Here is a 26,052-nt window from a genome sequence, read left to right on the forward strand (position 1 = left end):
CGCAAACGTTTGCGTAAGGTTCGGACTACAACTTGACAAAAATTTAACACAAAATTTACATACTTTGGTTGCAGAAAGTGAAAATATAAGACGTAAAACAATCAAAAACTAATTTAATTTTATGAAAACATTTACCAAAAGCGCATTGTTTTTATTATGGTTGATACCAATGAGCTTTTTTGCACAGTCAACTGTTAATGGGACAGTTACTGATGCTGGAAGTGGTCAGCCCATTCCTGGTGTAAATATCATTGTTAAAGGATCCACAAACGGAACAACCTCTGATTTTGATGGTAACTATACTATAAACAATGTTAATAATGAGGATATTATTGTATTCTCTTATGTTGGATTTATACCTCAAGAAATGGTATATAGTGGTCAGGCCATTATAGCTATCACACTAGAAGAAGACGCTGCAGAACTCGAGCAGGTAGTATTAATCGGGTATGGTACAACCAGAAAAAAGGATCTGACAGGATCTGTTGCTTTGGTTACATCAGAAGATTTCAATACGGGTAACAATGTTACTCCCGAAAACCTATTTAACGGTCGAGTTGCCGGTGTATCCATTAACACTAACGGTGGTCCTGCCGCTAATTCTGAAATCAGAATCAGAGGTGGAGCATCATTAAACGCATCTAATGATCCATTAATTGTTGTAGATGGCTTACCTCTAAATGATCCAGGAGATTTAGCCAATGGTTCAAGATCTATTCTTTCATCAATTAACCCCAACGACATTGAGTCTTTTTCTATCCTTAAAGATGCATCGGCAGCTGCCATCTATGGTAACCGTGGTGCAAATGGTGTGATCATTATCACAACCAAAAAAGGGAAAAAACACTTACAGATCAGTTTAGATTCTAAAACCAGTGCAACTCGTGCACATGAAACAGTAGATGTTTTCTCTGCAGATGAGTATAGAGCATTTATTGCAGAAAATTTCCCAACTCGTGTTGCAGATTTAGGTACAGCCAATACAGATTGGCAAGATGAAATTTACAGAACGGCTTTTTCAACAGATCATAACTTATCTGTAAGCGGTTCTCTTATGCAAGTCTTACCTACAAGAGTTGCCATAGGAAGATCAGATCAGGAAGGACTTAGAAAAACATCTAAATTTGAGAGAACTACTACATCTCTTTCTTTAAATCCAAGATTATTTAATAATCACCTAAAAATAGACGTAAACGCTAACTTAAACTTTGAAAAAAACCGGTTTGCGCCAGGTGTAGAAGGGGCGGCTATTACTTTTGATCCAACTCAGCCAGTCCTTGACTCAAGTTCTCCTTACGGAGGTTTTTTTGAATACCGAGATTCTAGTACTGGATTTGCCTCAAACAACGTTCAAAGAAACCCTCTGGCTCAACTATTACAAACAAAAGAGATCGCTAATGTAAGACGGTATTTTGGGAATATAAAACTAGACTATCAATTACATTTCTTTCCCGATTTACGCGCTGTATTAAACCTGGGAATAGATGATAGCGAAACAGACAGATTCCAGGAACGTTCTACAGAAAGTGCAACCGGTTTTAATGCTACTCAAGGAGAATTTTTAGGTTTTAAATCAGATACAGATTTATTAGTGAAAAACCGACTTCTAGATGCTTACCTTAAGTATAACAAAACTCTTGGTCGATTAGATATCGAAGCTACTGGAGGATACTCATATCAAAAATTCGAATTAGATAAGTATGAAACAGGAGATCAACGTGATCCGGGTAATTTCCCAGAAAGAACCATTGATCCAGACGAGGTATTACTGGCCTATTTCTTAAGAACCAACTTAAAATTTAATGACAGATACTTTTTAACCGCATCTATACGTAGAGATGGTACTTCTCGATTCGGAGAAGATAACAGATGGGGATATTTTCCTTCGGCATCTTTTGGATGGCAAATAAGCGAAGAGAATTTCCTTAGAAGTTCTTCTACCGTAAGTAATTTACGATTACGTTTGGGATATGGTATAACTGGTCAGCAGGATATCGATCAAGCCTATGCATACCTGGAGCGATACAGAAGAAGTAGTCCTCTTACACAATATATCCTTGATGGTCAACTCATCAATATTGTACAACCACAATTTAGAAATGAAGATATCGAATGGGAAAAGATAACCGAATATAATATCGGTTTAGACTACGGTTTCTGGAACGATAGAATTAGTGGTGCAATCGATGTGTTTAGAAAAGAATCTGATGATTTACTTTCTCAGGCGCCAATTCCTGATGCTGCCAACTTTTCTAACCAGGGATTTCAGAACATAGGTAAGTTTATAACAGAAGGTATAGAGTTTTCTGTTAGTGCCGATGTTATTAGAAATAGCAACCTAAAATGGAATGTAAGCTATAATGCAACATTTATCGATAGAGAAATAGAAAGTCTGGCATTTGGTCAGGATATCTTAACCACTGGTATTGGTGGTGGTACTGGTAATACAATCCAGATACATAGACAAGGAGAAGCTCCGTTCTCATTCTTTACCTATGCACAAGTTTATGATACCAATGGCAAACCAATAGAAGGAGCATATGCCGATCTTAATGGTGACGGGATCATTAATAACAATGATCGATATATTTCTGGTAAAGGTACTCCAGATTTAATCATGGGACTTCAATCTAGTGTAAGTTATAAGGATTTTGATTTTAGCTTTAGCATGAGAGCTAATATTGGTAATGAAATCTATAATAATGTTGCTTCTTCAAATGCACAACGAGGTAACATATTTAGAACTGTATTTAATAATACACCATCATCAATAGTAGATACTAATTTTCAGAATACCTCAGATGTTATTCTTTCTGATTATTATATAGAGGATGCCTCGTTTCTAAGAATGGATAACATTACATTAGGATATACGATTAGAGATCTTATGAAAGGAGTATCCAGTCTTCGATTATGGGCTGGAGTGCAGAATGCATTTGTCATTACTGATTATTCTGGACTAGATCCCGAAATCCAAAATAATGGTGTAGACAATACTATTTTCCCTAGAGGAAGATCACTCTTACTAGGATTAAATTATAAATACTAAAAAATTAAGAAATGAAATTATATAAGATTTTTTTATACGCATTTCTATCCATAGGTATCTTCACCTCTTGCGAAGGGGATTTGGATATCGAATTAGAAGATGATGATGATTTACTAGCGAGTGATGTATTTAATACTCGAGAAGATTACCTTAAAGCCCTTGGTGGTGTATATGCAAACTTATCATTGGTTGGTCTTGATGTTGATGCTAGTGGTGACCCTAATCAATCCAACCTTGCAGGTATCGATGCCGGAACAAGTCAATATGTTCGAGGTCTATTCAGTATGCAAGACGTATCTACCGATCAAGTGATATGGACCTATGAGAATGACCCTGGTATACGTGAGATCCAGAGAAATACATGGGATGCCAATAATGTTATTGTTCTTGGCTTTTGGGCAAGAGCAACTTTTGAAATCTCTCTGGCAAATGAATTTTTACGCCAGACTACAGATGCTAAATTAGATGAGAGAGGTGTATCTGCCGACCTTAGAAATGAGGTTAAAACCTTTAGAGCAGAAGCTCGCGTATTACGAGCGTTAGCTTATTATCATCTTATGGATCTATATGGTCGTGCTCCTTTTGCAACAGAAAATGATCAGGTAGGGTTTATAAGAGTTCAGGAGATTAAAGGTCAGGCATTATTTGATTATATAGAAAAAGAACTTCTCGAAGTGAATGCAGATCTATTAGATGTAAATCCTGGTCAGAACTATGCCCGCGCTAATAAAGGAGTGGCAAAAATGATTTTGGCTAAGATCTATTTAAATGCAGAAGTGTATTTAGGAGCAGGTAATGGTCGTTATGCAGATTGTTTACAAACATCTCAAGAAATTATTAATAGCGGGTATTCGCTAACACCTAATTATCTGTATAACTTTATTGCAGATAATGATGCTAATGGTGCTCAAAACGAAATCATATTTCCTATTGTTGGTGATGGTGCTAACGTAAGAAACTTTGGTGGTGCATCAATCATTATCCAGGGACAACAAAATGCAGATGGTTTTAAACCTACTCCTGCTTCTTTAGGAGTTCAAGGGTTTACTACACTATATAGAGCTAGAAAACAATTCTCTGAGTTATTTGTTACCGATCCGGTTTTTCAAAATGATGATAGAAATACTTTGGTGACACAGGATATTAGTTCTGATCCGGCGAATACAGATCCTCCTGTGGACAGACCTATCGAGATAGGTTCTGATTTTACAGATTTTTCAAGAGGATATTTGGTTACTAAATATTCTAACATAAAGTCAACAGGTGAAGCTGGACAAAGTGCAAGATTTGTCGATACCGATTTTCCTTTATTCAGGTTAGCAGATGCTTATTTAATGTATGCAGAAGCTCATCTTAGAAGTGGCGGTGGTGATCGAGCTACTGCTCTGGGGTATGTAAATGCCCTTAGAGAAAGAGCGTTTGGTGATGTGTCTGGAAATATTACAGATTCAGAACTTACCCTGGACTTTATCCTTGACGAAAGAGCACGAGAATTATATTGGGAAGCTCACAGAAGGCAAGATTTAATCAGATATGGTAAATATACTGGTGGAGCCTATAATTGGAGATATAAAGGAGGTACACCTAATGGATCTTCAATCTCAGATAATTTTAAACTATTTCCGGTTCCGGCATCCAGTAGAGCTGCCAATCCTAATTTAGGACAGAATACTGGATTCTAAAACAACGATTACAAATTTAATTTACTCAGTCATGAAAAAAATATCAATACTACTATTTGCATGTATCGCTGCACTTTGCTTCAATGCGTGTGTAGAAGATGAAGAACCAACGTTTGTTATTCAGGAATCACAAACAGAAGGGCCACTAATAGTAACCGCCAATTCTACAGTTAGTCTTGTTAAAGATTTGGCAGATCAACGCGCTTTTACCTTAGTTTGGGAAGATGCAGGATATAATATCAATACCCCGATCACCTATACTATAGAAGCCGGTTTAGGAGGTACTAATTTTGAAACAACCTTAGACCCTGCTGTTATTGCAACTACCAGTGATCGTTTTTATAACTGGACCATTGGAGAGCTTAACAACCTTGCCATCGGATTAGGTATAGAGCCTGATAAAGAAGGTGCAATAGATCTACGTGTGATTTCTTCTATCGGAACAAATGGCGGAAGCGCTATAACATCTAATGCAACCTCTTTAACTGTTACTCCATATGCTACTGTCATTCCTCAAAAAGATCTTTTCTTAGTAGGTAGTGCAACTGCACCAGGATGGGATAATAATAATAACAACCCTCCATTAGTAAGAGATCCTAGTAACCAGAATGTATTTAAATTCACTGGTAGATTTTTAGGTGGTGGTGATATCGCTTTCAAATTCTTAGAAGTATTAGGTGAATGGCAACCACAATGGGGATTAAGCGGCGGTAGTTTGGCCAGTAGTGCGACCCTTGGTTCTGATCCGGATACATTCTCTGTTGCTGCAGAAGGATATTATACACTCGATGTAAACATTCAGGATTTAACCTATACTGTTAATGCATTTGATGCTAGTGGTGCAACTGATTACACAGCTCAAGGTATTGGTATTATTGGTGATTCTACTCCGGGAGGATGGGATAATGATACTGATCTTACTCAATCGGCTTTTGATCCACATTTATGGTATATCAATGGAGTTGTATTAACCAATGGTGAGGCAAAATTTAGAGCTAATAACGCCTGGGATGTAAACTGGGGTGCAGATACTGCAATAACAGGATACGGTACCGCTGGTGGTCCTAACATCCCTGTTGCTGCGGGAACATACAACGTATGGTTCAATGACGTAGACGGAAGTTATGTTTTTATCATTCAATAATAAATCGGTATTCACTTAAAAAATTGAAATGAAAAACATTAAAAATATATCAACCAAAACCATCCTCCTTTTAGGAGGGTTGGTTCTTGGATTGACCGGTTGTTCTGATGATGATGATTCTGCAAACGATGCTGCACCCATAATCACAAGTCAATCTCTAAAAATGGATTTGGCAGAACGTAAGAAAGAAAATGCAGGTGTATTCATGCAGGCTTTTTATTGGGATACAGAACCTGCAGGAGAATGGTATAATGAAGTAAGCACAAGGATTGAAGACTATAAAGCTTCTGGAATCAATAGAATATGGCTTCCTGCTCCGGGAAAAGGGGCCTCAGGAGGTTTTTCTATGGGATATGATCCTTCTGACTATTTTGATGTTGGTGAGTTTGACCAACATGGTACTGTAGAGACCCGTTTTGGATCCAGACAAGAATTAGTAGATCTTATCCAAAAAGCACATGCTAATGATATAGAGGTGATTGCCGATATCGTAATAGGACATAACTCTGGAGGAGGAAAACAAGCGAACCCTTTTCGTGGGGGTACCGAGGTATATTCTTTGTTTAATGAATCAAACGGAAATGCCTCTGGTAAATTTAACCGTTCTAATGAGCATTTTCATCCTAATGATATTCATGATCACGATGACCAGGCTTTGTTTTTTGCAGAAACAGACCTTTGTCACGATCAACAATACGTGCAGGATTGGTTATGGGGTAGAGATGATTCTGTTGCAGAATTTTATAAAAAGACCCTTGGTTTTGACGGATGGCGTTTTGACTACGTAAAGAGTTTTGATCCAAAATGGGTTAAAGCCTGGAATGCTAAAATTGGAGGATTCTCTGTAGGAGAAAATTTTGATGGTAATCAACAAGTACTAAAAGACTGGGTAAATGCATCTGGATCAACTGCATTTGATTTTGCATGTTTCTACAGATTAGATGAAACTCTGGACAGAGCAAATGATCTTACTGCATTAGGCGAAGCGGATAATATGCTTAGAAAATTAGACCCAGCCAATGCCGTTACTTTTGTTGCTAATCATGATACCGAAAAAGATGATAATCCCGAGAATAGAATAAGTTATAATAACAAGCTACTCGCCTACTCTTATATTCTTACTCATGATGGGTATCCAACTATTTTTTATCTTGATTATGAAGCTTTTAAAGGGCAACTTAAAACCCTTATCCAGATCTATACGACATTAGCGGTTGGTGATGTCGAAATACTCGAAGCTAGTAAAGATGAGTATATCATGAAAAGAAATGGTAGTGGTGATAACCCGGGACTAATTCTATATATGAATATTGGCCAGCAAACAAAGCAACGTGTTGTAAAAACCAACTGGGCAAACAAAACCCTGGTTGACTATACCGATAATTCTAGAGCTACTCCAACTACAGATGCAGAGGGTAATGCCACACTACAGGCACCTGCAGGAGGTTATGCAATATGGTCTGTGACCAAGGAATAAAATTCTATTGAATTCTTATTATACATTAGCCATAAACCATAAAAGAGTGCTTTTTAGCACTCTTTTTTTTATGTGTTTTATTATTATCCCAATCCTACAAATTGCCTTCCCAGTACTTTGTCATCCTGTTGAAGAACGTAATCCATAGTAAAAACTAAGGAGTAAATTAATTCTCGTCCTGTGTATTCGTTGTGATGTATACATATTGTTCCATTTTTAGGCTAATCAGCTTTGATTAGACCTTCTTTTCATTTTCTTTGCTCGCCCAAAGAAAACGAAACAAAAGAAAAGGCTCTTTTTCAAGGTATTTTTCAGTTATTCTGAAAACCAGATTAGTTTTGCTAAAATCTTTCCAAGGTTTCAAGATTTTCTAACGCAAAACAAATCTTATACTGGTGAAAAAGGTTTTCAAAGCTCCGCTTTGGAACGTCAATATACCCTCTAATTAAAATTTAATTGACCGTCTCGACAGGACAGGTGCTTGCTCTGTTTCCCTATTTCTTTGTCATTCCCTTGAAGAACAGGACTGGGATTCATAATAAAGTCGTTGCTTCAAAATGGATCCCAGTCTTTACTTTAATTTATTCCGAGTTAGGTTGAATGACAAATCAATATGCATTTATAACCAAAACTAGGCCTTACCCAATAATGGGTGATGTGTCCCGTATCTTATTTCTCGTGTCTTTGCATTGATATATTGTATCCAATCTACAGGATTATCAGTTTTCCTCTTAGGGATATATGCACTTTTTAATAGTAATTTCTTTTTCATAACAATGTGTTTTTATTCAATTTTTGTTGTCGTTATGAATACATATACCAATCATGATGCCAAAAATGTTTTTTTTCTATGTATTGTAGTGTTTATAGGGCTTAATCGGTGGTTATTAGAAAGGTAATAAATTAATGAGCATTATTTTTAACTCTCTTTTCTATTTCCTTTTCACCAGCTGGGGTTAATATGGAATGAGACGTTTCTTTGATAAAGATCATGCCATCAAAATTCTTACCTGGCGTTATATCAAAAGCCGGTAGTATATCATAATCCAAGCTCCAACTAGCCCCGTAAGAATACGCTTTCCTTTCCTTTCCTTATTCAAAAAGGTAGTGACTGTTTTGGGGTGCAATGATTTAACAAAATCAATAAAGAAAATATCTTTATTGGCTTGAGCAAAATACCAATCTAAGCTTCCTTCTTTGGCGGGAGGAAAAGTAAAAACTGCATTTTTATCATATTTTTTTTCTTTAGCATTATAATTCATTGCCCTAAAACTTCCTTGATTGGTTGAAAAACCAATCGCATAGTATTTTTCTGCAAAATATTCTTTTAAAATACTACCTAGAGGTCTAGCTTTACCATTTACTTTTGTTTCTGTATTTTTTGAAATGTGAGCATTATGTGCCCAAAGAACCATTTTGGTTCCAGGTTTTTCTTTTTGTAATATTTCTAAAACAGTTTGTGCCATATATTCATCACGAATATTATAACTAGTATTCTTCTCTAATTTATTATCTCCAGATTCAACACCCTGTATAATCTTTCTTAAATCAGAAATGATCCCTTTATATTTTTGTTTAGATGTGTTATGAACAAGCCTTGATTCGTGTAAAACTAGGTATGACAGTAAACTATACAGTTTACTACGTGTTGCAGATCCATCTTTAAAGAGTTCTCTGCGTTTAGTAATCAATTGATTAAATATAGAATCTACAGCTATCTTTGGTTGTTTACTTTTTTCTATATTTTTCACATACTCACTTACATTTTTATATGCACTTTCTAACCCTACCGTTTGGGCATCAATCCCTACAAACTGTACCTTTTGATTATCTGCTACTGTTTTGTTATAGTTACGCATCCATTCGATCATCTCTATTACTTCCTCTGTGTTCCAAATCCAAAATCCTTGGACTGTTAATGCCTCCCTACTGGTACCTTTACCATGTAATACATAATCATTGATTGGTTTACATCCCACGTGACTTGCTTCTATAGCAAAAATTGTAAATCCCATTTCTTTAACCAAAAACTCCAACATACGATGTTTCATCTGGAAGATTTCTTTAGTCCCATGACCGGTTTCTCCCAAACCAACAATTTGAACATCTTTTAAAATAGGCTTTAAACCCATAAAATCAGCAAGCTCAGTTTCTGCTTTTACATCATTTACTAATATTGATTGGTTTTTAATCCAAGAAATCACACTATCTTTTCGTGCTTTTCTTCTGTTTTGTAATTGAATATGTTCTTTCTGGGAAAGTATTTTATATTTTGAAACAACATAACTACCATTGATATTATCAATATATTTTTGTCTGGTAGAATCTGTAAATCTTTCAGGAATAAGTGGGCTAACTTCAAAATGATACACACCACTTTTTTCTATAGGTAGTTCGACAATTTCTAATCCATTTTTTCCATTAGGAGAATCGAATTGTTTCAAAGTATCGTTATTGGGTGAGAAGGCAATGATTTGCAGGTCTACATTTTTTTGTAGTAGATGCAATTGCAGTAATTCGCCATTATTAAAGTTTACTTTATATAAGTACTTTTCATTTCCTTTGAGTTTGGTTTCTTGAGCATTCTCAAATACCAATGCAGTCTCTTGACCAAAAGCAGCTAGAGAGAAGACTAAAAATAAAAGGAATAAGCTTTTCATATAGATATGTTATTATTTCGAAACTAAAAATTGAATTTCAGATTAATAAGAATCAAAGTGACTAATATAAAATCAATTATCTACTTTTTCCTCCGGTAGTTTAATATCGTTTTCCTCTTCAGGGATTCGTTTTTTTAACATCAAAATTTGTCCTAAATGACTCGATTGATGCTCCATGACATGAAACCAGGCAAAATGATTATTCATGATAGAGCCGGGCCATGATTCTTCCAACCACTCATCATTACGTTTTTTTAACTCTTCAATAGTTTTTTTTCGTACTTCTTTATAAATATCGAGATAATATGTAATAGGTTTTCCTTTAAATTTTTCTCTAGCCTCTTCTCCAAGGCTAAGACCTACTTGCCATTTTTCTTCCTCTTCTTTATTAAACCTACGGTGTTCAAAAGTAAGGTTTTGATATATTTTTTCTGCAGCGGCAAGATGCATAATCAATGCTCCTATCCTATTTGCTTTTTCGTCTAGAAGATGATCTGTCTGTCTTATATCCAAATCTTTAACAACTCGTTCTACCCGATTACTTAAATTATTAAGCATAGAGACTAATGTCCCTATTTGCGGTGTAAAGCCTTCTTCTGTATTAATATTATTTGCTGGATTATTTTGTACTCCATTTCCTCGAACCACTAAAGTCGATTTACCGTTGTTTGTCTCGTCGCTAGAATGAAATGTATATCCTTTTACTTTTAGAATATTTTTTTCTTTATCGACATCTTGCTGCCATCCTGGGATATTATCATTATGAACCTTTTCCTCAAAACCAGGATTAGCAATAGTAACAGGCTCATAATCTCCTCCCTCTTTTTGAAAGAAGAGCTCAAAATTATCAAAGTGAAAATCACCATCACTAACTACCCAAGCCCCAAAAGTCAATTTTTCTGCAGCTTCATCAAAATGTCCCACTATTTCATAAGAAGTCCATTTAGGGTTGTCTAAGACACTATCTTGCACGCTTTCCCTAAAGCCCGATTCTTCCGTTTTATTATCTATCCGAGCGTAAAGCGTTGCTGCACTATTACTTTTACGGCCAACAGTTTTAAGGTTTGCCCGTAGCTTAAATTTAACTTTTTTATCAGTTTTTACCGCTACTTCCTGAAAAAAAGCCACCCACTCTCGGGTTATTTCTTTTGTGGTTTGTGACACTATTGTAGTACTCGATATAAAAATTAGAGCGAAAGCAAAGGTTTTAAGAGTTTTTGAAAACATAATTATGAATTGAAATATGTATTAGATATTAATGTTGATAGATTATTCTTTGGGTAATTAATTATTTTTTAATCGCTTCTCAATTTCTTTTTCACCTCCAGGAGTAAGAACCGCGCTAGAAGTTTCTTTGATAAAGATCATACCGTCAAAAAATTTCTCTGGTTCAATACTTTGCGTAGGAGAAAAGGAATATTCAAAAGTCCAATTTGCCCCTGCATTATTGGTTTTTTGTTTTTTATTTAAAAAATCGTCTACTGCATTAGAATGAGGCTTATCATCAAAATTAATAAAGAATATGTCTTTTTTAGATTTTTCAAAATACCAATCCAGACTTCCTTCTTTGGCTGGATATAATTTAAAAGAAGCTACTTTGCCTAACTTATCATTTTTCACACTATAATTTCTTGCTTGAAAACTTCCTTCAAATGTAGAAAAGCCTATAGCATAATATTTTTTACCAAAATATGTTTTTAAAACGCTTCCAAGAGGTTTTTTGTAACCATTAACACGTGAATCCACATTTTTACTAATATGATCGTTATGCGCCCAAAGTACCATTTTGATCTCTCGTCCTTTTTTTTGTAAAACCTCTAAGACGGTTTGCGCCATATATTCATCTCGAATGTTATAGCTAATGCCCCGCTGTAATTTACGATCCCCAGCTTCTACTCCTTGTATAATTTTTCTTAAATCTGAAATGGTATTTTCATATTCACCCCTAGATGCAATTTCTAACGCTTTAATCTTGTTCACAACCAAATATGACAATAAAGTATATAACTCTTGTCGCTGTGAGGTCATATCTTTTTTGTCTTTAATAGTTTTTAAGTTATGAAATAAAGAATCTACTTTTACATTAGATAATCGAGCGTTATCTATTTTTTTTATAAAAGCACTTACATTTTCATAAGCCGAGTCCAGACCATTAGTTTGCGTATCAATCCCTATAAATTGGATTTTTTTATCTTCTGGAATCTTCATGTTATAATCTCTCATCCATTCGATCATATCGATCACCTCCTCTGTATTCCAAACCCAAAATCCCTGAGCAGATAAAGCATCTCTGCTATTACCTTTTCCATGGAGTACATAATCATTAATAGATCTACACCCAACATGACTAGCCTCAATTGCAAAAATGGTAAACCCCATTTCTTTAACCAAAAACTCTAACATACGATGTTTCATCTGGAAGATTTCTTTAGTCCCATGACTGGTTTCACCAAGTCCTACAACTTGTACGTCTTTAAAAATGGGTTTTAAATAAGAAAGGTCTTTGAGTCCTGTCTCGGCTTTTACACTTTTTAAAGGGATTGATGCACTTTTGATCCATGAAATCACACTATCTTTCCGAGCATTTCTAAAGGTGATTAGTTTATTATGTTCATTTTTTGATAGGATTTCAAATTTTTGTACTTGATAACTTCCATTGATAGTTTTTATAAAATTGGTTAGTATAGAATCTTTATAAGTTCTAGGTATTCGAGGACCAATTTTAAAAAAATATGCCCCACTTTGACTAATGGGAAGTTCTACAATTTCCAAACCGTTTTTTCCGCTAGGGGAATCGAATTTTTGGATTGTATCATTTTTTTTGGAAATTGCTAAGATTTTAATATCTACATTCTTCTGTAGTATATCTAATTGTAACAGTTCTCCTTGGTTTAGATTTACTTGGTAGTGATGTGTTTCATTGCCTTTTAAAGTTTCTTCTTTTCCTTTTTGAAATATCTTCAAAGGTTCTTGACCGAAATTCACCTGTATAGATATAATAAATACTATAACAGTTAATAATGAGAATTTGTTATTGACTTTTGCAATAATAGGGTTTATTATTCTATCTAAAATCATATCACTAAATAAAGGTTTATAAAACTTATTTGTAAATCTATGTAAGGATAATAATTAAGGCATCGAGGAGGTTAGATAAAGAGCTTAAGACCGATTAAATTATTTTTGTTTCAGAACAAATATTGATAAAATTCTGAATGATTTTTTTTGAATTAGCAGTATTTTATTACAACAAACAAATACCTTAGTTAATATAAAGAGTGTAAAGTATATTTCTATATAATATTCATAGATTAAATTCAGAAACTTCTAAATTTAATCTATGAATTACTATGAAAGACAATTTTTTCATTTACCAAAACAAGTTAAAAATTAATTTTGGATTTTAAAAACACTTTTCCTTAACAACCATCAGTCTTTGGACACATTTTATCTCCTGGTTCTGTATACTTAGGATCATCACTCCCACCAAATATTTTGGTTAAATTATTTTTATCAAGCTCTACAATGGTTATTTTTTTTAGATTTAATTTTTTGATACTTTTTTGATTTTTCATTGAGATAATATTTTGATTTGAAAACAAATATATTGCATAATCTCTTTTAGTAACCTATTCAACAACCTAAGATGGTCTTAATTCTAGAATTAAGACCAAAATTCTTTTTGTTATTAGTTTTTTTTGATTTTCAATTGTTGAATAAAATAGGATGGGTATATTCCTGTTTTTTTAAAAAAAGATTTCGAAAAAACCTCAGAAGAGTTAAATCCTGCTTCTGTGGCAAGTGCTTTAATTGTGTAATTTCGAAGTTTATGATCTTCTTTTAATTGATCTATAATATGGTCAATTCTAAGATCGTTTATATAATGAGTGAAATTTTTGTTTCTATAAAACTTTATAACTTTGGTTAAGTATTTAGAATTGGTATTTATTTTTTTGGCTAATGTCCCAGAAGTAATGTTTAGTTCTACAAACTCATTGTTTTTTTCAAATTCATTGAGTGCTTTTAGAATTATTTCTACAACATCTTTTGAAATACCGATTGAAGTATTTTCTTCATTTATTTTAGTATTGTTTCTTTTGACCTCATTATTTGTAGAAACCATGAGTTCGTCAAAATGTTTTTTGTATCGCTTATTTTTCCTATAACTACTGAAAAGAATAGAAGTAATAATAATTATAACTATTGAAGAGATAAAAATCACATAATAGGACTGATTATTTTTGGCTTTAAGTTCATGAATGATATTTTCTTTTTGTGATATCAAAATAGGGGTATCAAACTCTTTATTTAATTTATCACTAGCAGACCTATATCTACTGTGAAATATGCTATCATTATAAAGTAGTCTATTAATATAAAACAATTGATTGTTTTTGTCATTTATGGATTTATAATAATTAATTAATTCTAAATAAGCTGGTCTAGATTCAGAGATTAGATTGTTTGATTTTTGAACTATAGAATCTATTTTCTTCAGATTTAAGATAGCAAATTCATCATTAGATAATGCCTTATATGATTTAGCTAAAAAGTAATACCCATTAATTAAATTATGATCTCCATAACTTGTACGGCTTTTAGATTTTAAAAACTCATTGATACCTTTTTTTATAGTTTTAATTGCAGTTTCATAATTTTTGTCATAGAACTGAAAGATTCCTTCATGAATTATATAAACGCCTTCAATATCCATGTCTACAGATATTTGATGCTCCTGTTTATAAAAATAAAAAGAAGAGTCTATTTCTTTATTTAGTCTATATGTAGTAACTAAATTCGAAAGAATAAGTAAATAACGTAAGGAATCACCACGGCTTTTATTTATAGTATTTTTTTCGTATTCCAAACACTTTTTATACAAATACTTGGCTTCTTCATATTTTCCTAATCTTCTTTTCAAAGAAGCAATATTACCTTGTAAAACAGGTATATAAAATAAGATATCTTTCTTTTTTGCATGAGATAACCCTTCTAAATAATATTCTAAAGCCTTATCATAAAAACCTTTTTGTTGAGTTATAAAACCCTTGTGTGTGTGTAAGTAAGCTGTTTGCTGTACATGCCAAGTGTTTTTTACTATATCTATAGCACTATCAAGGTAAATAATACGTTTTTCATAATCATTTATAGATAACATACCTAAATAAAGAAAACCATCAGAAATCTCTAAAACACTATCAAGGTTTTTTCCTTTTTGTAAATAAGCTTTCGCAAACAGCTTAGCATTTGTTGAATCTTTCTTTACTATTTCAAAAAAATTATCTTTGAGTTCATCAAAATCTAATTCAATCAATGAATCTAAATCTTTGGAACTTAAATTTTGAGCATACGATAGATATTGACACAATAGTAGTAAGCAGAGAAAAAAGAAAATTCTATATCTACCCATTTTAGTTTGGTTTTTTAGTAATGTGGTATTACCTTAAAAAAGCAATCTAGTTTATATTTTTATACTAAAAGCTTCTTTCTTTCAGGTTTTAAAGTGTAACAAAGATACATTTAATATTAGGCTCTATAATTTTTGTTAAAGCATAATAATTAAGGAACTAACGAAGGTTTTGTTTTCTTAATTCTATAGTCTTAATTCTAGAATTTTGACCTCTCAATTCTAGAATCTAGACATACTCCTCTTGCACAAACGTAATTCTCCCCGTTATATTTGACTCAACAAAAACAACCTACATGGATTCTTCAGCATATAACAGTAAACACCGGTTTATGTCCGATATCTTAAAAACGTTACACCTTACTATGGATACTTTTATATATAACCTGGCAAATCATAGCCCATATGAGATGCTACTCTATCGATGGATTAATAAACTATATACCAAAGGGGTATCTAGTGAAGAGGCTATACAACTCATCTATAAAGCACGCAATATACTATTACTTACTCCCAAAAATAGTTGGTGTAGCCCCCAAATTTTATCATAAACCACCTACTTATGTTTATGCATTATAACCAACTATGTACTACACAAAAAGCTTTGGTACATCGTAAAATAGCAGTAAGAACAAAAGCTCCCCAAGAGACCATACTTAAAGTACTCACAGGTATTAACCCTGTATTAAAAATAATAGACCGGGATGTGCTTATGATGTACTATATGATGAGCAAAATAGAACAGAGAATACAAGAAGAATTACGAATGAAGAATTATGAATGAAGAATATTGAATAACGAATACTGAATATCGAAGTGTTGAAATGTGAAAGGAGTCAGAAGTTAGGAGTCAACAAAGTGGATGAGTATACGAGAAGTAGAATGTGAAAATGATAAAGAAAAAAAGTCAGAAGTCGGATGTCCGAGGTTAGTTACAATCAAAACTTAGATTCTTTGCTTCTTTAAAACTTTGGAACTAAATGGAAAATGGAAAGTAAAAAATACTGAATATCGAATATCGAATGATGAAGTGTTGAAATGTAAAAGGAGTCAGGTGACGGGAGTCAGAAGTCAGGAGTCAGGAATTTAAGATTAGAAATACCAAAAAAAATTATAGTCTATAGTAACAAAAAAAGGAAAAAGGTAGGAGTAATTTATATAGCTAAGCATAGTTGAGTTTGTGTAAACACCCCATTTTTTAATTGCTCCTACTTCCTTTTTGTAATAGAAGATAATAAAACAGTAAAACCTAAAAATGTTAAATAAAAACGGTCGGGAGTCAGAAGTCAGAAGTCGGAAGCTGGAAATCAACACCTCGGACATCAAACACCGGACAACAAACCACAAAAAAATGAGAAACATCATTCAAGATTTATTAACACAAGAAGAAAGAGATCAGGCAGGAAAATTAGTAGAACAACTAGAAGCTATGTTTACCGATAAACTAGCAGCCCTGACCGAAAAAGAACGGGGGAGCTACAAGGCCATTAATGAGACCAATAAATTATTTGTAAATAAGGTTTGGGACTATCGCCAAAACAGTAATACGCTTAGTTCTCCCGATGTAGACTGGGAAGAGTTTGAAAAAGATTATAAAGCTCGTGTATTTGCAGAAAACCTATTAGGTCGTTTAGAAAGCCTGGCCTATCGATTAGAAAGCACCAAAATTCTGCATGATTATGATAACTACCAAGATTCACTTAATGATTATGCCTATTCACAATATAGCAAAGGAGCAGGAAAACCGGGGTTTACCGAAAAAGTAGCAGAACTAAGACAGTTTTTTAACCGTACCAGAAGTACCCCAAAGTCAGATAATACAGAAGAATAGGTGAAAAAGACCTTCTGATGGGTCAAAAAGACATTCCATTAGACACCGGTGTCTCAAATTTAGAGATTGGGGTCCCAAAATTGGGTGTCGTACCTCTAATTTTAGAGAACAGAGGCTCAAATTTAGACTACAGGGTCTCAAAATTGGCCCTCGAGAGCCTAAATTTTCATCAAAAAGATCCAACAGAAGGTCAAAAAGACCAAACCACTGATGAACAACATACAAATTTTAAGTAGAAGGGTTCAAATTTTAACCCGGGAGGTCGAGAATCCTACAGTAACCACCAAATTTTGACCTTAAGGCATTAAACAATTGCAAAAAATAAAATAAAGGGAAAACACATTATGAACATCATTATCAAACAGATTGAGCTTATAGAACGAGTTGATCAACTTATTCGACTACAGGCCACAGGATCACCAGATGATCTTGCGTATCGATTAGGAATCTCTAAAACGAAATTGTACCGCATTATCAATACCATGAAATCCCTGGGTGCCCCTATAGAATATGATATTGCCATACAAAGTTTTGTCTATGCAGAAGCGGTAGGGTTTACATTCGGGTTTTACCCAAGACAGCACAAACATAAAAAGCTACATCCTTTTACCGGGTAGTTTTAGAAATGAATTAAAGAAAAGACGTGTTTACTTTTATAAAGTATTGAAAACTTGTGGAAACGAAGAAATTTTCATGAAATTTTTCTCAGTCCCGAAAAATGAAACTGGCATGTTTTACTATTGCATAAAGAATATCAATTTTAACAACCTAATACAATTCCAACTCATGAAAGGCGAAATCATATAACCATCGCTAAAATTAAAGCCTAAACAAAAATGAAAAAAATAATATTCCTACTAGTTCTAGCTCTGGTATTTTCTTGTAAGCAGCAAAAAAAGGAAATCAAACCTGAAGTTAGTGCCAAAGAGCTTACTGTTGAAGAGAAAGCCCAATACACGCATTAAAAAATGAAGCTTGGAAACTCTATGAATCCAAGGATTATCTACAATCTGCTAAGAAATACTCTGAAGCTTTGGGGATAAGTGGATACCAGGGGAATACAACAGATATGTATAATGCTGCTTGTTCCTGGGCTTTGACCAAAGAAGTAGATTCTGCATTTGTACACCTATTACGAATTGCCGAGAGAGGAGAATATACCAATTACAATCACATTACAACAGATAGTGATCTCTCTATCTTACATTCGGATAAGCGATGGGACCAAGTTCTGGCATTGGTTAAAGCAAACAAAGAAAAAGCCGAAATCAATTTTGATAAACCAGTAGTTGCCCTACTAGATACCATATATCAAGATGATCAAGGACCAAGAAGGCAAATAAATGAAGTAATAAAAAAATACGGCAGAGATTCTGATGAACTAAAACAGCATTGGAAAAAAATAGCTACTAAAGATTCGATCAACCTTATAAAAGTTGAAAAAATACTGGATGAAAGAGGCTGGCTGAGTAAAGATATGATTGGTAATCGAGGAAATACAACCTTGTTTATGGTGATACAACATTCTGACTTAGAAGTACAAGAAAAATACCTACCAATGATAAAAGAAGCTGTAAAGAAAGGAAATTTACGGCCAAGTAGTTTAGCATTGCTAGAAGACAGAATTGCTATACGTAAGGGGAACAAACAAATTTATGGGAGTCAAATCGGACGAGATGCAGAAACAGGTACGTATTATATTTACCCGCTACAAGATCCTGATCATATAGACAAAAGAAGAGCAGAGGTTGGACTTGGGCCACTACAGGATTATGTTTCTAGATGGGATATCACCTGGGATATCAATTTATATAAACAACAATTACCAGATTTAGAAAAAAAATTAAAAAAGTAATTAAATAACCCGTTGTGCATTTGAGATTATTAATTTGAAATTCGTCAATTCGAGTGCTTCGACCAAAGGAAGAAGTGTATCGAGCCCTTCGGTACACTCAGGATGGTAAGGATTTGGGATCAAAAAAAGCTATTCTCAATAGCCCTGCTGAGCTTGCCGAAGTACAATTTTTCTCCACGTCATCTCGAGTACTTCGACTTTGCTCAGCATAAACTTAGTCAAGAGGTCTTTCCAAAAAACCAAAGCAAAAAGTTTATATCGGCGATATGTATAAGGGTTGAGCTTATTCTTTAAACGCAATACCCTGGATTATAAATCCAGATTATCAAGGTTTTTTATATCTGACATGTATCCCTATGAGTTATTTTTTTCTTAGAACATATATCCCTGTATTTTTAAAGTGTCTATTATCTGATGCTCTTTTATGAAGGTACATAATGAGAAAATCTTGATCTTTTTCAATTGGATAATAAATATATGTTCTATCAAGCTTTCGGTTAAATGCATGCCCTTTAAAGTTGATTGATTCTGAATTATGGTTTAATTTAAAATAACCTATACCACCCCAACCTGAGCGTCCATGGTTATTAATATCAGCTAAGGATTTGGATTGTTTTGATTTTTTGACAAAATGTTCAATCTGTATAGGTTCAAGTTCGCCCTTTGCTATATCTAACTCAATAAATCTTTTTTTGTAATTTTCGATATAAGGTTTTAGGGTATACATAAGTACCTGTCCATAAATTGGCTCTGTTTTTTCATACAATTTTTTTGATTTTATCCTTGTCCAACCCTCCTTTTCTTTTAAAAAAAGATTAGTGATTTCATTTTCATAATCCTTATTTGCATATAACATATTCGCTCTGTTAATATGGCTTTCTAATTGCTGGATAGAAAGACTGTCTCCCTCAATAACATCAATATATTTTTGCTTTGTTTTATTATTATTATTTACCCAATCAATAAAATAATCATCATGAAAAAACACTCCAGAGTTATTTAACCCAAGCGAATAGTCTATTTTAATAGAATCAATGACTCTTCCATGATCATTCATTTTCCAAAATATTTGATAAGGGATTTTATTTTCCCATTCATCATCAATTTTTTCATATTCTTTGGGGTTTGTACAAAACAATATGTTTTTTGTAGTTGTATCGTAAAAAATTGCCTCTAAAAAAACGATTCCATCTACCTCTGCCCTTCCTTTCCAATTGTCTATGATTTTAATTATTTCATAATTATCAGACTCAATTGGTCCTTCAGACAAGTATTTGTATTCCTTAAGTTTTTCAGATAAAGGAGCTTCAGGTCTATATTTATTAATAACAAATAAAAGTACTATCGTAAGTATAATCGCACCGAGTAAATACATATATTTTTTCATAAGGTACATATTTGACATTAGTTGTATTCAAGCATATGCCAACAACCGGATATAGCAACCTGAGTAGTAATACTTCTTATCCAGGTTGCCAAATCAATGAATCTCTATTATTCAGCTCACCCTATATTCCGTGAAAAATAGCTTGTATAATAATGGTTCTTATACCCTTTATCATTTCCTCAAAATCAGGATTACTAATAGTAACTTATAAGCTGTCAAATTCTATAAAATCATATTCTGGTGAGGACTCTAGTAGATGCCTTAAAACTGCCGCATGACCGTTCCCAATGAGTACAAGAATTCTATCCTCATTATTTTCTGTGATTTTTTGTAATTTTCTAAAGATTCTTACATTTCTATTATACCACCAGAAGGATAAAATATCGGCGCCTCTTTCGTTATCCAGCTTAAAATCTCCAACAAGATATGCCCCGTATCCGTATAAATGAGACTCTCTAGAGTTTAAATGCTTGAAATAGTCTACTAAATTAGTTTTTGGGATGATCTCGTCTTCTCCTTTATACCAGTTAAGAGTCATTTTTCTGTACGGATCATCATTTTGAAAATCAAAATCTTTATACAATTTATTAGTGTAAATAGAATCTAGCTTCTCTATATCATCGCTCATAGAATTTGCATCAATAGCATATAGCGTGTCTAATTTTAGTTCGTTTGCAATACGTATCCCTATTTGAAAACGTTCATCTCTTTGATCTCTATATTCTCCTTTTTTGTATTTTTTTAGTTTTCTTGTAGCTTTCCATTTTGGTGTAGCTTCTATTGCTATTTTATTGGGTTTAAATTTCTTAATATAATTTACAAGTTCACTAACCTCTGATTTCTTAGGCTCTCTTAATACATCTATTTGATTTTCGGGGGTTACTTTTGCCACATCTAATCCTGGGTAATTAAAATGAAAGGTTCCTACAATTAGAACTTTTGCTTTTTCTTTTGGAAAATATTCTGATGCTTTTTTAATTCTTTTGGTTTCATTTTCTGAAGAACAGGATAGTATAATAATTAAAAAAGATAATAAAGTAAAATGTTTCATCTGTTTATTTGTTTTATACAGAGTAAGAACAAACTACTATTGAAAATGTTACACTATTTGGCATAAAGGTTTGTCAACAGTATTGTATCGAGTAGATGAGAGGAGTTTTATCTGATAGCCTGGGTTTGCAATCTCTGTGATGTAACAAAGGGTTGAAAACAATTACGTATGAGTTGATCGTTTTTTACTCTAGAGAATCTGTATAATTGGATAAATATCGCTACGATTTAAAAATAAATGCTATTAAAACCGCTATTTTTATTTCTTTATTAAGAGCAAATTTTCAACCAACAAAAAATACTTCCTAAAAAACTGTCCAGATACCAGTTATTTTGTTCTGATTTCGGAAATCAGAACTTTTTTAAGCTAAAAATTTATAAAAAAAATGAATTTCCGAAATATATTTGTTTTAACATAACAAACCAACTTAACTTAACTCAACATGAAAAATACAACTAACTTCTGCATTCCCTTACTTTTTTTATATTGATTTTTTATTAAATCTATTTCCCAAAATGTTTTATGAGTATCCATCTTGAATACTCTATAACAAACTCTATGTTATATATTACATTTAGAGAAACTTGAAAACTCCTATTACTTCATATCAATATGCAGTGAGATACTCGATAGATAGATCTATCTATCTATTGAGTATTCAAAAAATCATTTTTATTTGCCTTAACTCTTAAAATTAGCTAAAGTTTCCCCCTATGTGATTTTCACACGCTAAATTTTTAAAACCTATGCAATTCATTAAACAATTACAATTAGAAAAGGACATTTCTAACCAAATAACTAAGCATTCTATCATAAAAACTTATTCAAACGGAGAACAAATTATATTTCAAAATATTTACAAGGACCAAATTTCATTTATAGACTCTGGTTTGATTAAAGTCTATATTGAAGAAGAGAACAGTTCATTATTCTTATATCATCTAGAATCAAAAAGAAATAACATCCTTTCTCTTATGAATATTTTCAGCAATGTTCCTTCTCAGGTTTCTATGATGGCATTGCAAGAAACCACTCTTTATTGGGTTCCTAATTCAATAATCCGGGAACTCTTAAGAAAATCTCCAAAACTTAAATCAGCCATTTTTAAATCCGACTGCTACCTTCATCAAAATCTGATAAATACTATCAAAAAAAAGACTTCACACTCTAAGGAAGATCAGATTTATGATTATCTAAAAATAAAATTAGAACACCTTAAAGTCAAAAAAACTAAGGTCACTCATATACAGCTGGCTAGAGATCTTAATTTTTCTAGAGAAGCCATATCCCGAGGTTTAAAAAATCTAGAAAAAAACGATAAAATAAAACGAGAATCGGGATGGATAAGTATACCTCTGATTCTAAGTTAAATTTTAGAAAAATGAATGTAATAGATAAAACATATTTTAAAGAAGAACTCATTAACTTACTGCAAGAAGAAGGTTCTACAAAAAAATTTCGTTCTGGTAAAGAAATTACTCCAACTGATAACATACATGATCAAGTTGTATTTTTAATTCAGGGAAGTATTAAAGTTTTTATCAAAAATAATAACAAAAAAATATTCCTCTATCTTCTAGAAGATAATCAAACACATTTTTTCTATTCTCCAAATGAGGATATTCAAATGCAATTTCAGGGAGAAATAGTAAAAGATTGCACTTTAACCTGTATTCCTAGTCAAATATTAGTGAAATGGGTAGAAAAAAAGCCTAAATTCAGGGATTTTATGATAGCATATCAACAAGAAAAATACTTGTTTCTTTTGAACACTATCAAAATGCTAATAGAACAGCCTCTGAAAATGAGATTACTGGAGTATATCACCCTAAAATCAATTCAATGTAACAACAAAAATATCCATATTAACAAAAATGAAATCGCTATAGACCTGAACACTTCGCGTAAATCAATTTACAGGGCTATAAATGAATTAGAAAGAGATAAAAAAATTATTCAGAAACCCCGATCTATTATTCATTTAATTTAAAAAACTTCTATACTATCTAATTAGGTATATTTCACCTAAAAAAACATCATTATCTTATTTCTTAATACTTTTTAGAGACTTTTTATATTTTAAAGGAGTAGTGCCCGTATATTTTTTAAAAAAACCATAAAAAGCACTTTTGCTTTGAAATCCAACTTCTATTGCAATTCCTTCAATAGATAAATTTTTTAAAGAATCTGATTCTAAAACCTCAATTACTTTCTTAACCCTATGCGTATTAATATATGTATTAAAATTCTGATTGTATTTTGAATTTATAATTTTAGATAGTTGCTTAGGGTGAATCCCTAACCTTTCTGCAGCATCAATTATAGTGAGATCAGTTTTTGTATATCCTTTTTCTTGAATCATGAATGATTCAAGTTCTTTAAGAAGGATATTGATTGATCGTAAATCTTCTTCTATTTTTGGTTCTACAGTTGTAGGCTTTGTTTGTTTTGTAGTTAAAACTTTAGATTTATCGGCTAGCAACCATATTATATTTTGTTGAAAAACCCCATGAATTGACACCCAATATAATAAACCTATATTTATAATTGTCATAACAAATTGATAGTAATGATTCTGTATAATCAAAGGAAATAATAGCTTTAATGCAATACCAAGTGTAACATAGCACAATCCCAGAACAATATACGTTTTTGCCCATTGCAATTTCTTATATTCTATAGCTGTATATTGATTATAAAGCTCGGCAACATGCTTTTTTAGTAATCGTATTGTAGCAAAACCAATGATTAATCCATATAACGTCCCCAATACATTTAAGATATCACAAATCACTTTTAAAATATAAATATCATACCCGATGTATATATATATAACGTTAAAAACGAAAATGAACAATACTGGTATTACTATTTTATAATCAATTTTACTCTTAGCCAAAATAGATATCTGTTTTACATACAAATAGAACAAAGGAAATAATAGCAAAGCTAAAACTGAAAGCAAAGCAACCAAACTACTCAAATCCAAATCTTTATCTTTTAACCCTATATTACGGATAGGCACTAGTAGTTCCAAACTATAAATCAGAATAAAAATGCTTAGAAGAAATATTGATTTATTTAATTTTATATAATTTCTAATTAATAAAATAATCCCGAATATAATCCCATGAATCAAGCCTATCAAATTCAATAAAACACTCAGCAAAACCAGAAGACTATTATTCTCTTTCATATCAAATTAAGATAAGTTTTATACAAATTTCAGAATACATTTTTAGTGCTTATCTATTAAAAAAAAACCTTCTTTTTAACTAAAAAACTAAGGTGTTACAGATTAATCTATTAAAAAAAAAATCATTTTCAACTAAAACATCAAAGTATTACTAATTTACAACAAAAGAGGCCAACTTTACAGTCGACCTCTTTAAATAAGATTGATTTTATTTACTATTAATGCTTCAAGCAGTTAATTAGGAAATTGTGTCCTAATTTCTCTCTTATCTGTAGCATTCATTCCTCCCCAAGTATCATCTGCATCGGTAAAATTATACTTCATAAAGCTCATAACATTATTATGCTGAAAGCCAAAAACATGGCCCATTTCATGAGTCATTATATAATATCTAGTCGTAGTGGTTAATGCAGCATTTCCTGGGTTAACATAGGTAGAATTAAGTCGTATTTCATCTCCTATTTTTCCATTGCTTTCAGGAAATTCTGCAACGGCAGGAGAACTATCCCAGCCTGGATCTGGTCCTTCTTTTATGACTAAATTAGCAGATGATTTACTAAAGGTTCGTGTCATTTTAATACCATTGGTAGAATTACTCCATGCCTTGGCAGCTTTAACGGTGGCAGTGGACCAAGCACTAGAAACACTTGAAGCAATGAAATACTTTACATTTTTTGCATCACCATGAGAGGCATATCTTGACCAAGTAGCTGCTTTGGTATCTCCATTTAAATGATGATGGCATTGAAGCTTAGTTGGTTCCTGCTGCTCAATCTCTAATAGTTCTTCTTCTACAGTTTTAATTTCATCTTTTTGACACCCTGTAAACACCATGGCAATACATGCTATCACCAATACGTTGAGTTTGTTAGTTAATTTCATTTTTTTAAATTAAAGATTAATAATTAAATTATAGATGGGTGCACTCCATATCATTATCATAAAGGTATAAACTCTTTTTAACAAAAAATGTGATCTTTGGGACATTGGGACACCTATCATATTATTACAAGAAAAATACTGAAACCCTATAAGCACCTGAAATTTATGAGTAATCTGGGTAACAAAAAGGCAATACAAGACACTTGCTTATAAAGAAATGTGATAGATCAGCGTGAAGGATAGTAGCGGCATCCTTTTTTTGTATTTGTTCCTTTCTTTTTGTTTTAGGAACATGCATAAAGAATAAAAAAAAGATATAGCGAATAGCCTGATCCCATAGGGTCACGCCCCAAAACACGGTATTAGTATTATAGAAAAGAATTACTTTACTTTGTAAATAGATATTATCACACAAAAATCAATTTAATTTA

General features: G+C 32.6%; 22 protein-coding genes. 12 read left to right on the top strand and 10 right to left on the bottom strand.

The genetic code is table 11. The features are described from left to right. The first annotated feature begins 121 nt into the window (after positions 1-121). The 4 genes from DG435_RS12475 to DG435_RS12490 are packed head-to-tail and all read left to right on the top strand — an operon-like array spanning position 122 to position 7,352. A complete protein-coding gene (locus tag DG435_RS12475; protein WP_106791194.1) occupies positions 122-3,049 on the top strand; it encodes a TonB-dependent receptor in 2,928 nt (975 codons plus the stop codon). An 11-nt stretch (positions 3,050-3,060) separates the two neighbouring features. Next, entirely contained in the window at positions 3,061-4,731 is a 1,671-nt protein-coding gene (locus DG435_RS12480; protein ID WP_106791195.1) for a RagB/SusD family nutrient uptake outer membrane protein, read from the top strand. Between the two features lie 31 nt (positions 4,732-4,762). Continuing rightward, positions 4,763-5,875, top strand: coding sequence for a SusE domain-containing protein (locus tag DG435_RS12485; RefSeq protein ID WP_106791196.1), 1,113 nt, complete (start codon positions 4,763-4,765; stop codon positions 5,873-5,875). A gap of 28 nt (positions 5,876-5,903) precedes the next feature. Then, complete coding sequence (locus tag DG435_RS12490) at positions 5,904-7,352, top strand: alpha-amylase (protein WP_106791197.1); 1,449 nt, start codon at positions 5,904-5,906, stop codon at positions 7,350-7,352. Between the two features lie 631 nt (positions 7,353-7,983). Here the strand turns inward: DG435_RS12490 and DG435_RS25550 are convergent. The 6 genes from DG435_RS25550 to DG435_RS12515 all read right to left on the bottom strand — a co-directional run bounded on the left by DG435_RS25550 (position 7,984) and on the right by DG435_RS12515 (position 15,422). After that, positions 7,984-8,124: a hypothetical protein gene (locus DG435_RS25550; protein ID WP_159025448.1), complete on the bottom strand. Its 141-nt coding sequence runs from the start codon at positions 8,122-8,124 to the stop codon at positions 7,984-7,986. A 244-nt stretch (positions 8,125-8,368) separates the two neighbouring features. Continuing rightward, entirely contained in the window at positions 8,369-10,012 is a 1,644-nt protein-coding gene (locus DG435_RS12495; protein WP_106791198.1) for an erythromycin esterase family protein, read from the bottom strand. A gap of 72 nt (positions 10,013-10,084) precedes the next feature. Beyond that, entirely contained in the window at positions 10,085-11,239 is a 1,155-nt protein-coding gene (locus DG435_RS25845) for a DinB family protein (RefSeq protein WP_199916870.1), read from the bottom strand. A 57-nt stretch (positions 11,240-11,296) separates the two neighbouring features. Beyond that, on the bottom strand, positions 11,297-13,090 hold the full coding sequence (locus tag DG435_RS12505; RefSeq protein ID WP_106791199.1) for an erythromycin esterase family protein: 1,794 nt from the start codon (positions 13,088-13,090) through the stop codon (positions 11,297-11,299). A 341-nt stretch (positions 13,091-13,431) separates the two neighbouring features. After that, positions 13,432-13,587 carry a TIGR04149 family rSAM-modified RiPP gene (locus tag DG435_RS12510; RefSeq protein ID WP_106791200.1) on the bottom strand — a complete coding sequence of 52 codons (156 nt, stop codon included), beginning with the start codon at positions 13,585-13,587 and terminating at the stop codon, positions 13,432-13,434. A gap of 113 nt (positions 13,588-13,700) precedes the next feature. Next, positions 13,701-15,422, bottom strand: a complete 1,722-nt coding sequence (locus DG435_RS12515) for an AraC family transcriptional regulator (protein ID WP_106791201.1) — start codon at positions 15,420-15,422, stop codon at positions 13,701-13,703. Between the two features lie 329 nt (positions 15,423-15,751). Between DG435_RS12515 and DG435_RS12520 the strand changes: the two genes are divergently transcribed. The 6 genes from DG435_RS12520 (at position 15,752) to DG435_RS12545 (ending at position 19,105) form a co-directional block, all read left to right on the top strand. Beyond that, positions 15,752-15,970, top strand: a complete 219-nt coding sequence (locus DG435_RS12520) for a hypothetical protein (RefSeq protein WP_234420908.1) — start codon at positions 15,752-15,754, stop codon at positions 15,968-15,970. Positions 15,971-15,981: 11 nt separating this feature from the next. Then, a complete protein-coding gene (locus DG435_RS12525; protein WP_159025449.1) occupies positions 15,982-16,203 on the top strand; it encodes a hypothetical protein in 222 nt (73 codons plus the stop codon). Positions 16,204-16,770: 567 nt separating this feature from the next. Then, the gene (locus tag DG435_RS12530; RefSeq protein WP_106791266.1) at positions 16,771-17,250 is read left to right on the top strand and encodes a hypothetical protein; all 480 of its coding nucleotides are present in this window, start codon (positions 16,771-16,773) and stop codon (positions 17,248-17,250) included. A 344-nt stretch (positions 17,251-17,594) separates the two neighbouring features. Further along, positions 17,595-17,867: a DNA-binding protein gene (locus DG435_RS12540; RefSeq protein WP_106791205.1), complete on the top strand. Its 273-nt coding sequence runs from the start codon at positions 17,595-17,597 to the stop codon at positions 17,865-17,867. 219 nt (positions 17,868-18,086) lie between these two features. Continuing rightward, positions 18,087-18,215, top strand: a complete 129-nt coding sequence (locus DG435_RS26020; RefSeq protein ID WP_255409707.1) for a hypothetical protein — start codon at positions 18,087-18,089, stop codon at positions 18,213-18,215. Positions 18,216-18,283: 68 nt separating this feature from the next. Then, positions 18,284-19,105 carry a DUF6624 domain-containing protein gene (locus tag DG435_RS12545; RefSeq protein ID WP_159025450.1) on the top strand — a complete coding sequence of 274 codons (822 nt, stop codon included), beginning with the start codon at positions 18,284-18,286 and terminating at the stop codon, positions 19,103-19,105. 361 nt (positions 19,106-19,466) lie between these two features. Here the strand turns inward: DG435_RS12545 and DG435_RS12550 are convergent, their stop codons facing one another. Continuing rightward, positions 19,467-20,492: a hypothetical protein gene (locus DG435_RS12550; protein ID WP_159025451.1), complete on the bottom strand. Its 1,026-nt coding sequence runs from the start codon at positions 20,490-20,492 to the stop codon at positions 19,467-19,469. A 205-nt stretch (positions 20,493-20,697) separates the two neighbouring features. Beyond that, entirely contained in the window at positions 20,698-21,543 is an 846-nt protein-coding gene (locus DG435_RS12555) for a DUF5694 domain-containing protein (RefSeq protein ID WP_106791208.1), read from the bottom strand. Between the two features lie 746 nt (positions 21,544-22,289). Here DG435_RS12555 and DG435_RS12560 point away from each other — a divergent pair. Beyond that, positions 22,290-22,913, top strand: a complete 624-nt coding sequence (locus tag DG435_RS12560; RefSeq protein ID WP_106791209.1) for a Crp/Fnr family transcriptional regulator — start codon at positions 22,290-22,292, stop codon at positions 22,911-22,913. Continuing rightward, positions 22,883-23,533, top strand: coding sequence for a Crp/Fnr family transcriptional regulator (locus DG435_RS12565; RefSeq protein ID WP_106791210.1), 651 nt, complete (start codon positions 22,883-22,885; stop codon positions 23,531-23,533). Before DG435_RS12560 ends, DG435_RS12565 begins: the two co-directional genes overlap by 31 nt. A 54-nt stretch (positions 23,534-23,587) precedes the next feature. Here DG435_RS12565 and DG435_RS12570 read toward each other — a convergent pair whose 3' ends face one another. After that, positions 23,588-24,739: an AraC family transcriptional regulator gene (locus DG435_RS12570; protein WP_106791211.1), complete on the bottom strand. Its 1,152-nt coding sequence runs from the start codon at positions 24,737-24,739 to the stop codon at positions 23,588-23,590. A gap of 234 nt (positions 24,740-24,973) precedes the next feature. Continuing rightward, positions 24,974-25,621, bottom strand: coding sequence for a hypothetical protein (locus tag DG435_RS12575; RefSeq protein WP_108840616.1), 648 nt, complete (start codon positions 25,619-25,621; stop codon positions 24,974-24,976). Positions 25,622-26,052 lie beyond the last annotated feature (431 nt).

This window comes from Aquimarina sp. Aq78, from assembly GCF_900299525.1.
In the GTDB taxonomy this organism is placed as follows: Bacteria; Bacteroidota; Bacteroidia; order Flavobacteriales; family Flavobacteriaceae; genus Aquimarina.

Bases quoted from the DNA above. Each gene is read 5' to 3' on its own strand.
- DG435_RS12560 (WP_106791209.1), top strand. From the start codon at position 22,290: ATGCAATTCATTAAACAATTACAATTAGAAAAGGACATTTCTAACCAA.
- DG435_RS25845 (WP_199916870.1), bottom strand. From the start codon at position 11,239: ATGTTTTCAAAAACTCTTAAAACCTTTGCTTTCGCTCTAATTTTTATA.
- DG435_RS12495 (WP_106791198.1), bottom strand. From the start codon at position 10,012: ATGAAAAGCTTATTCCTTTTATTTTTAGTCTTCTCTCTAGCTGCTTTT.
- DG435_RS12490 (WP_106791197.1), top strand. From the start codon at position 5,904: ATGAAAAACATTAAAAATATATCAACCAAAACCATCCTCCTTTTAGGA.
- DG435_RS12575 (WP_108840616.1), bottom strand. From the start codon at position 25,621: ATGAAATTAACTAACAAACTCAACGTATTGGTGATAGCATGTATTGCC.
- DG435_RS12515 (WP_106791201.1), bottom strand. From the start codon at position 15,422: ATGGGTAGATATAGAATTTTCTTTTTTCTCTGCTTACTACTATTGTGT.
- DG435_RS12475 (WP_106791194.1), top strand. From the start codon at position 122: ATGAAAACATTTACCAAAAGCGCATTGTTTTTATTATGGTTGATACCA.
- DG435_RS12570 (WP_106791211.1), bottom strand. From the start codon at position 24,739: ATGAAAGAGAATAATAGTCTTCTGGTTTTGCTGAGTGTTTTATTGAAT.
- DG435_RS12540 (WP_106791205.1), top strand. From the start codon at position 17,595: ATGAACATCATTATCAAACAGATTGAGCTTATAGAACGAGTTGATCAA.
- DG435_RS12550 (WP_159025451.1), bottom strand. From the start codon at position 20,492: ATGAAAAAATATATGTATTTACTCGGTGCGATTATACTTACGATAGTA.
- DG435_RS12565 (WP_106791210.1), top strand. From the start codon at position 22,883: ATGGATAAGTATACCTCTGATTCTAAGTTAAATTTTAGAAAAATGAAT.
- DG435_RS12485 (WP_106791196.1), top strand. From the start codon at position 4,763: ATGAAAAAAATATCAATACTACTATTTGCATGTATCGCTGCACTTTGC.
- DG435_RS12520 (WP_234420908.1), top strand. From the start codon at position 15,752: ATGTCCGATATCTTAAAAACGTTACACCTTACTATGGATACTTTTATA.
- DG435_RS12505 (WP_106791199.1), bottom strand. From the start codon at position 13,090: ATGATTTTAGATAGAATAATAAACCCTATTATTGCAAAAGTCAATAAC.
- DG435_RS25550 (WP_159025448.1), bottom strand. From the start codon at position 8,124: ATGAAAAAGAAATTACTATTAAAAAGTGCATATATCCCTAAGAGGAAA.
- DG435_RS26020 (WP_255409707.1), top strand. From the start codon at position 18,087: ATGAAAAAAATAATATTCCTACTAGTTCTAGCTCTGGTATTTTCTTGT.
- DG435_RS12510 (WP_106791200.1), bottom strand. From the start codon at position 13,587: ATGAAAAATCAAAAAAGTATCAAAAAATTAAATCTAAAAAAAATAACC.
- DG435_RS12480 (WP_106791195.1), top strand. From the start codon at position 3,061: ATGAAATTATATAAGATTTTTTTATACGCATTTCTATCCATAGGTATC.
- DG435_RS12525 (WP_159025449.1), top strand. From the start codon at position 15,982: ATGTTTATGCATTATAACCAACTATGTACTACACAAAAAGCTTTGGTA.
- DG435_RS12555 (WP_106791208.1), bottom strand. From the start codon at position 21,543: ATGAAACATTTTACTTTATTATCTTTTTTAATTATTATACTATCCTGT.
- DG435_RS12530 (WP_106791266.1), top strand. From the start codon at position 16,771: ATGAGAAACATCATTCAAGATTTATTAACACAAGAAGAAAGAGATCAG.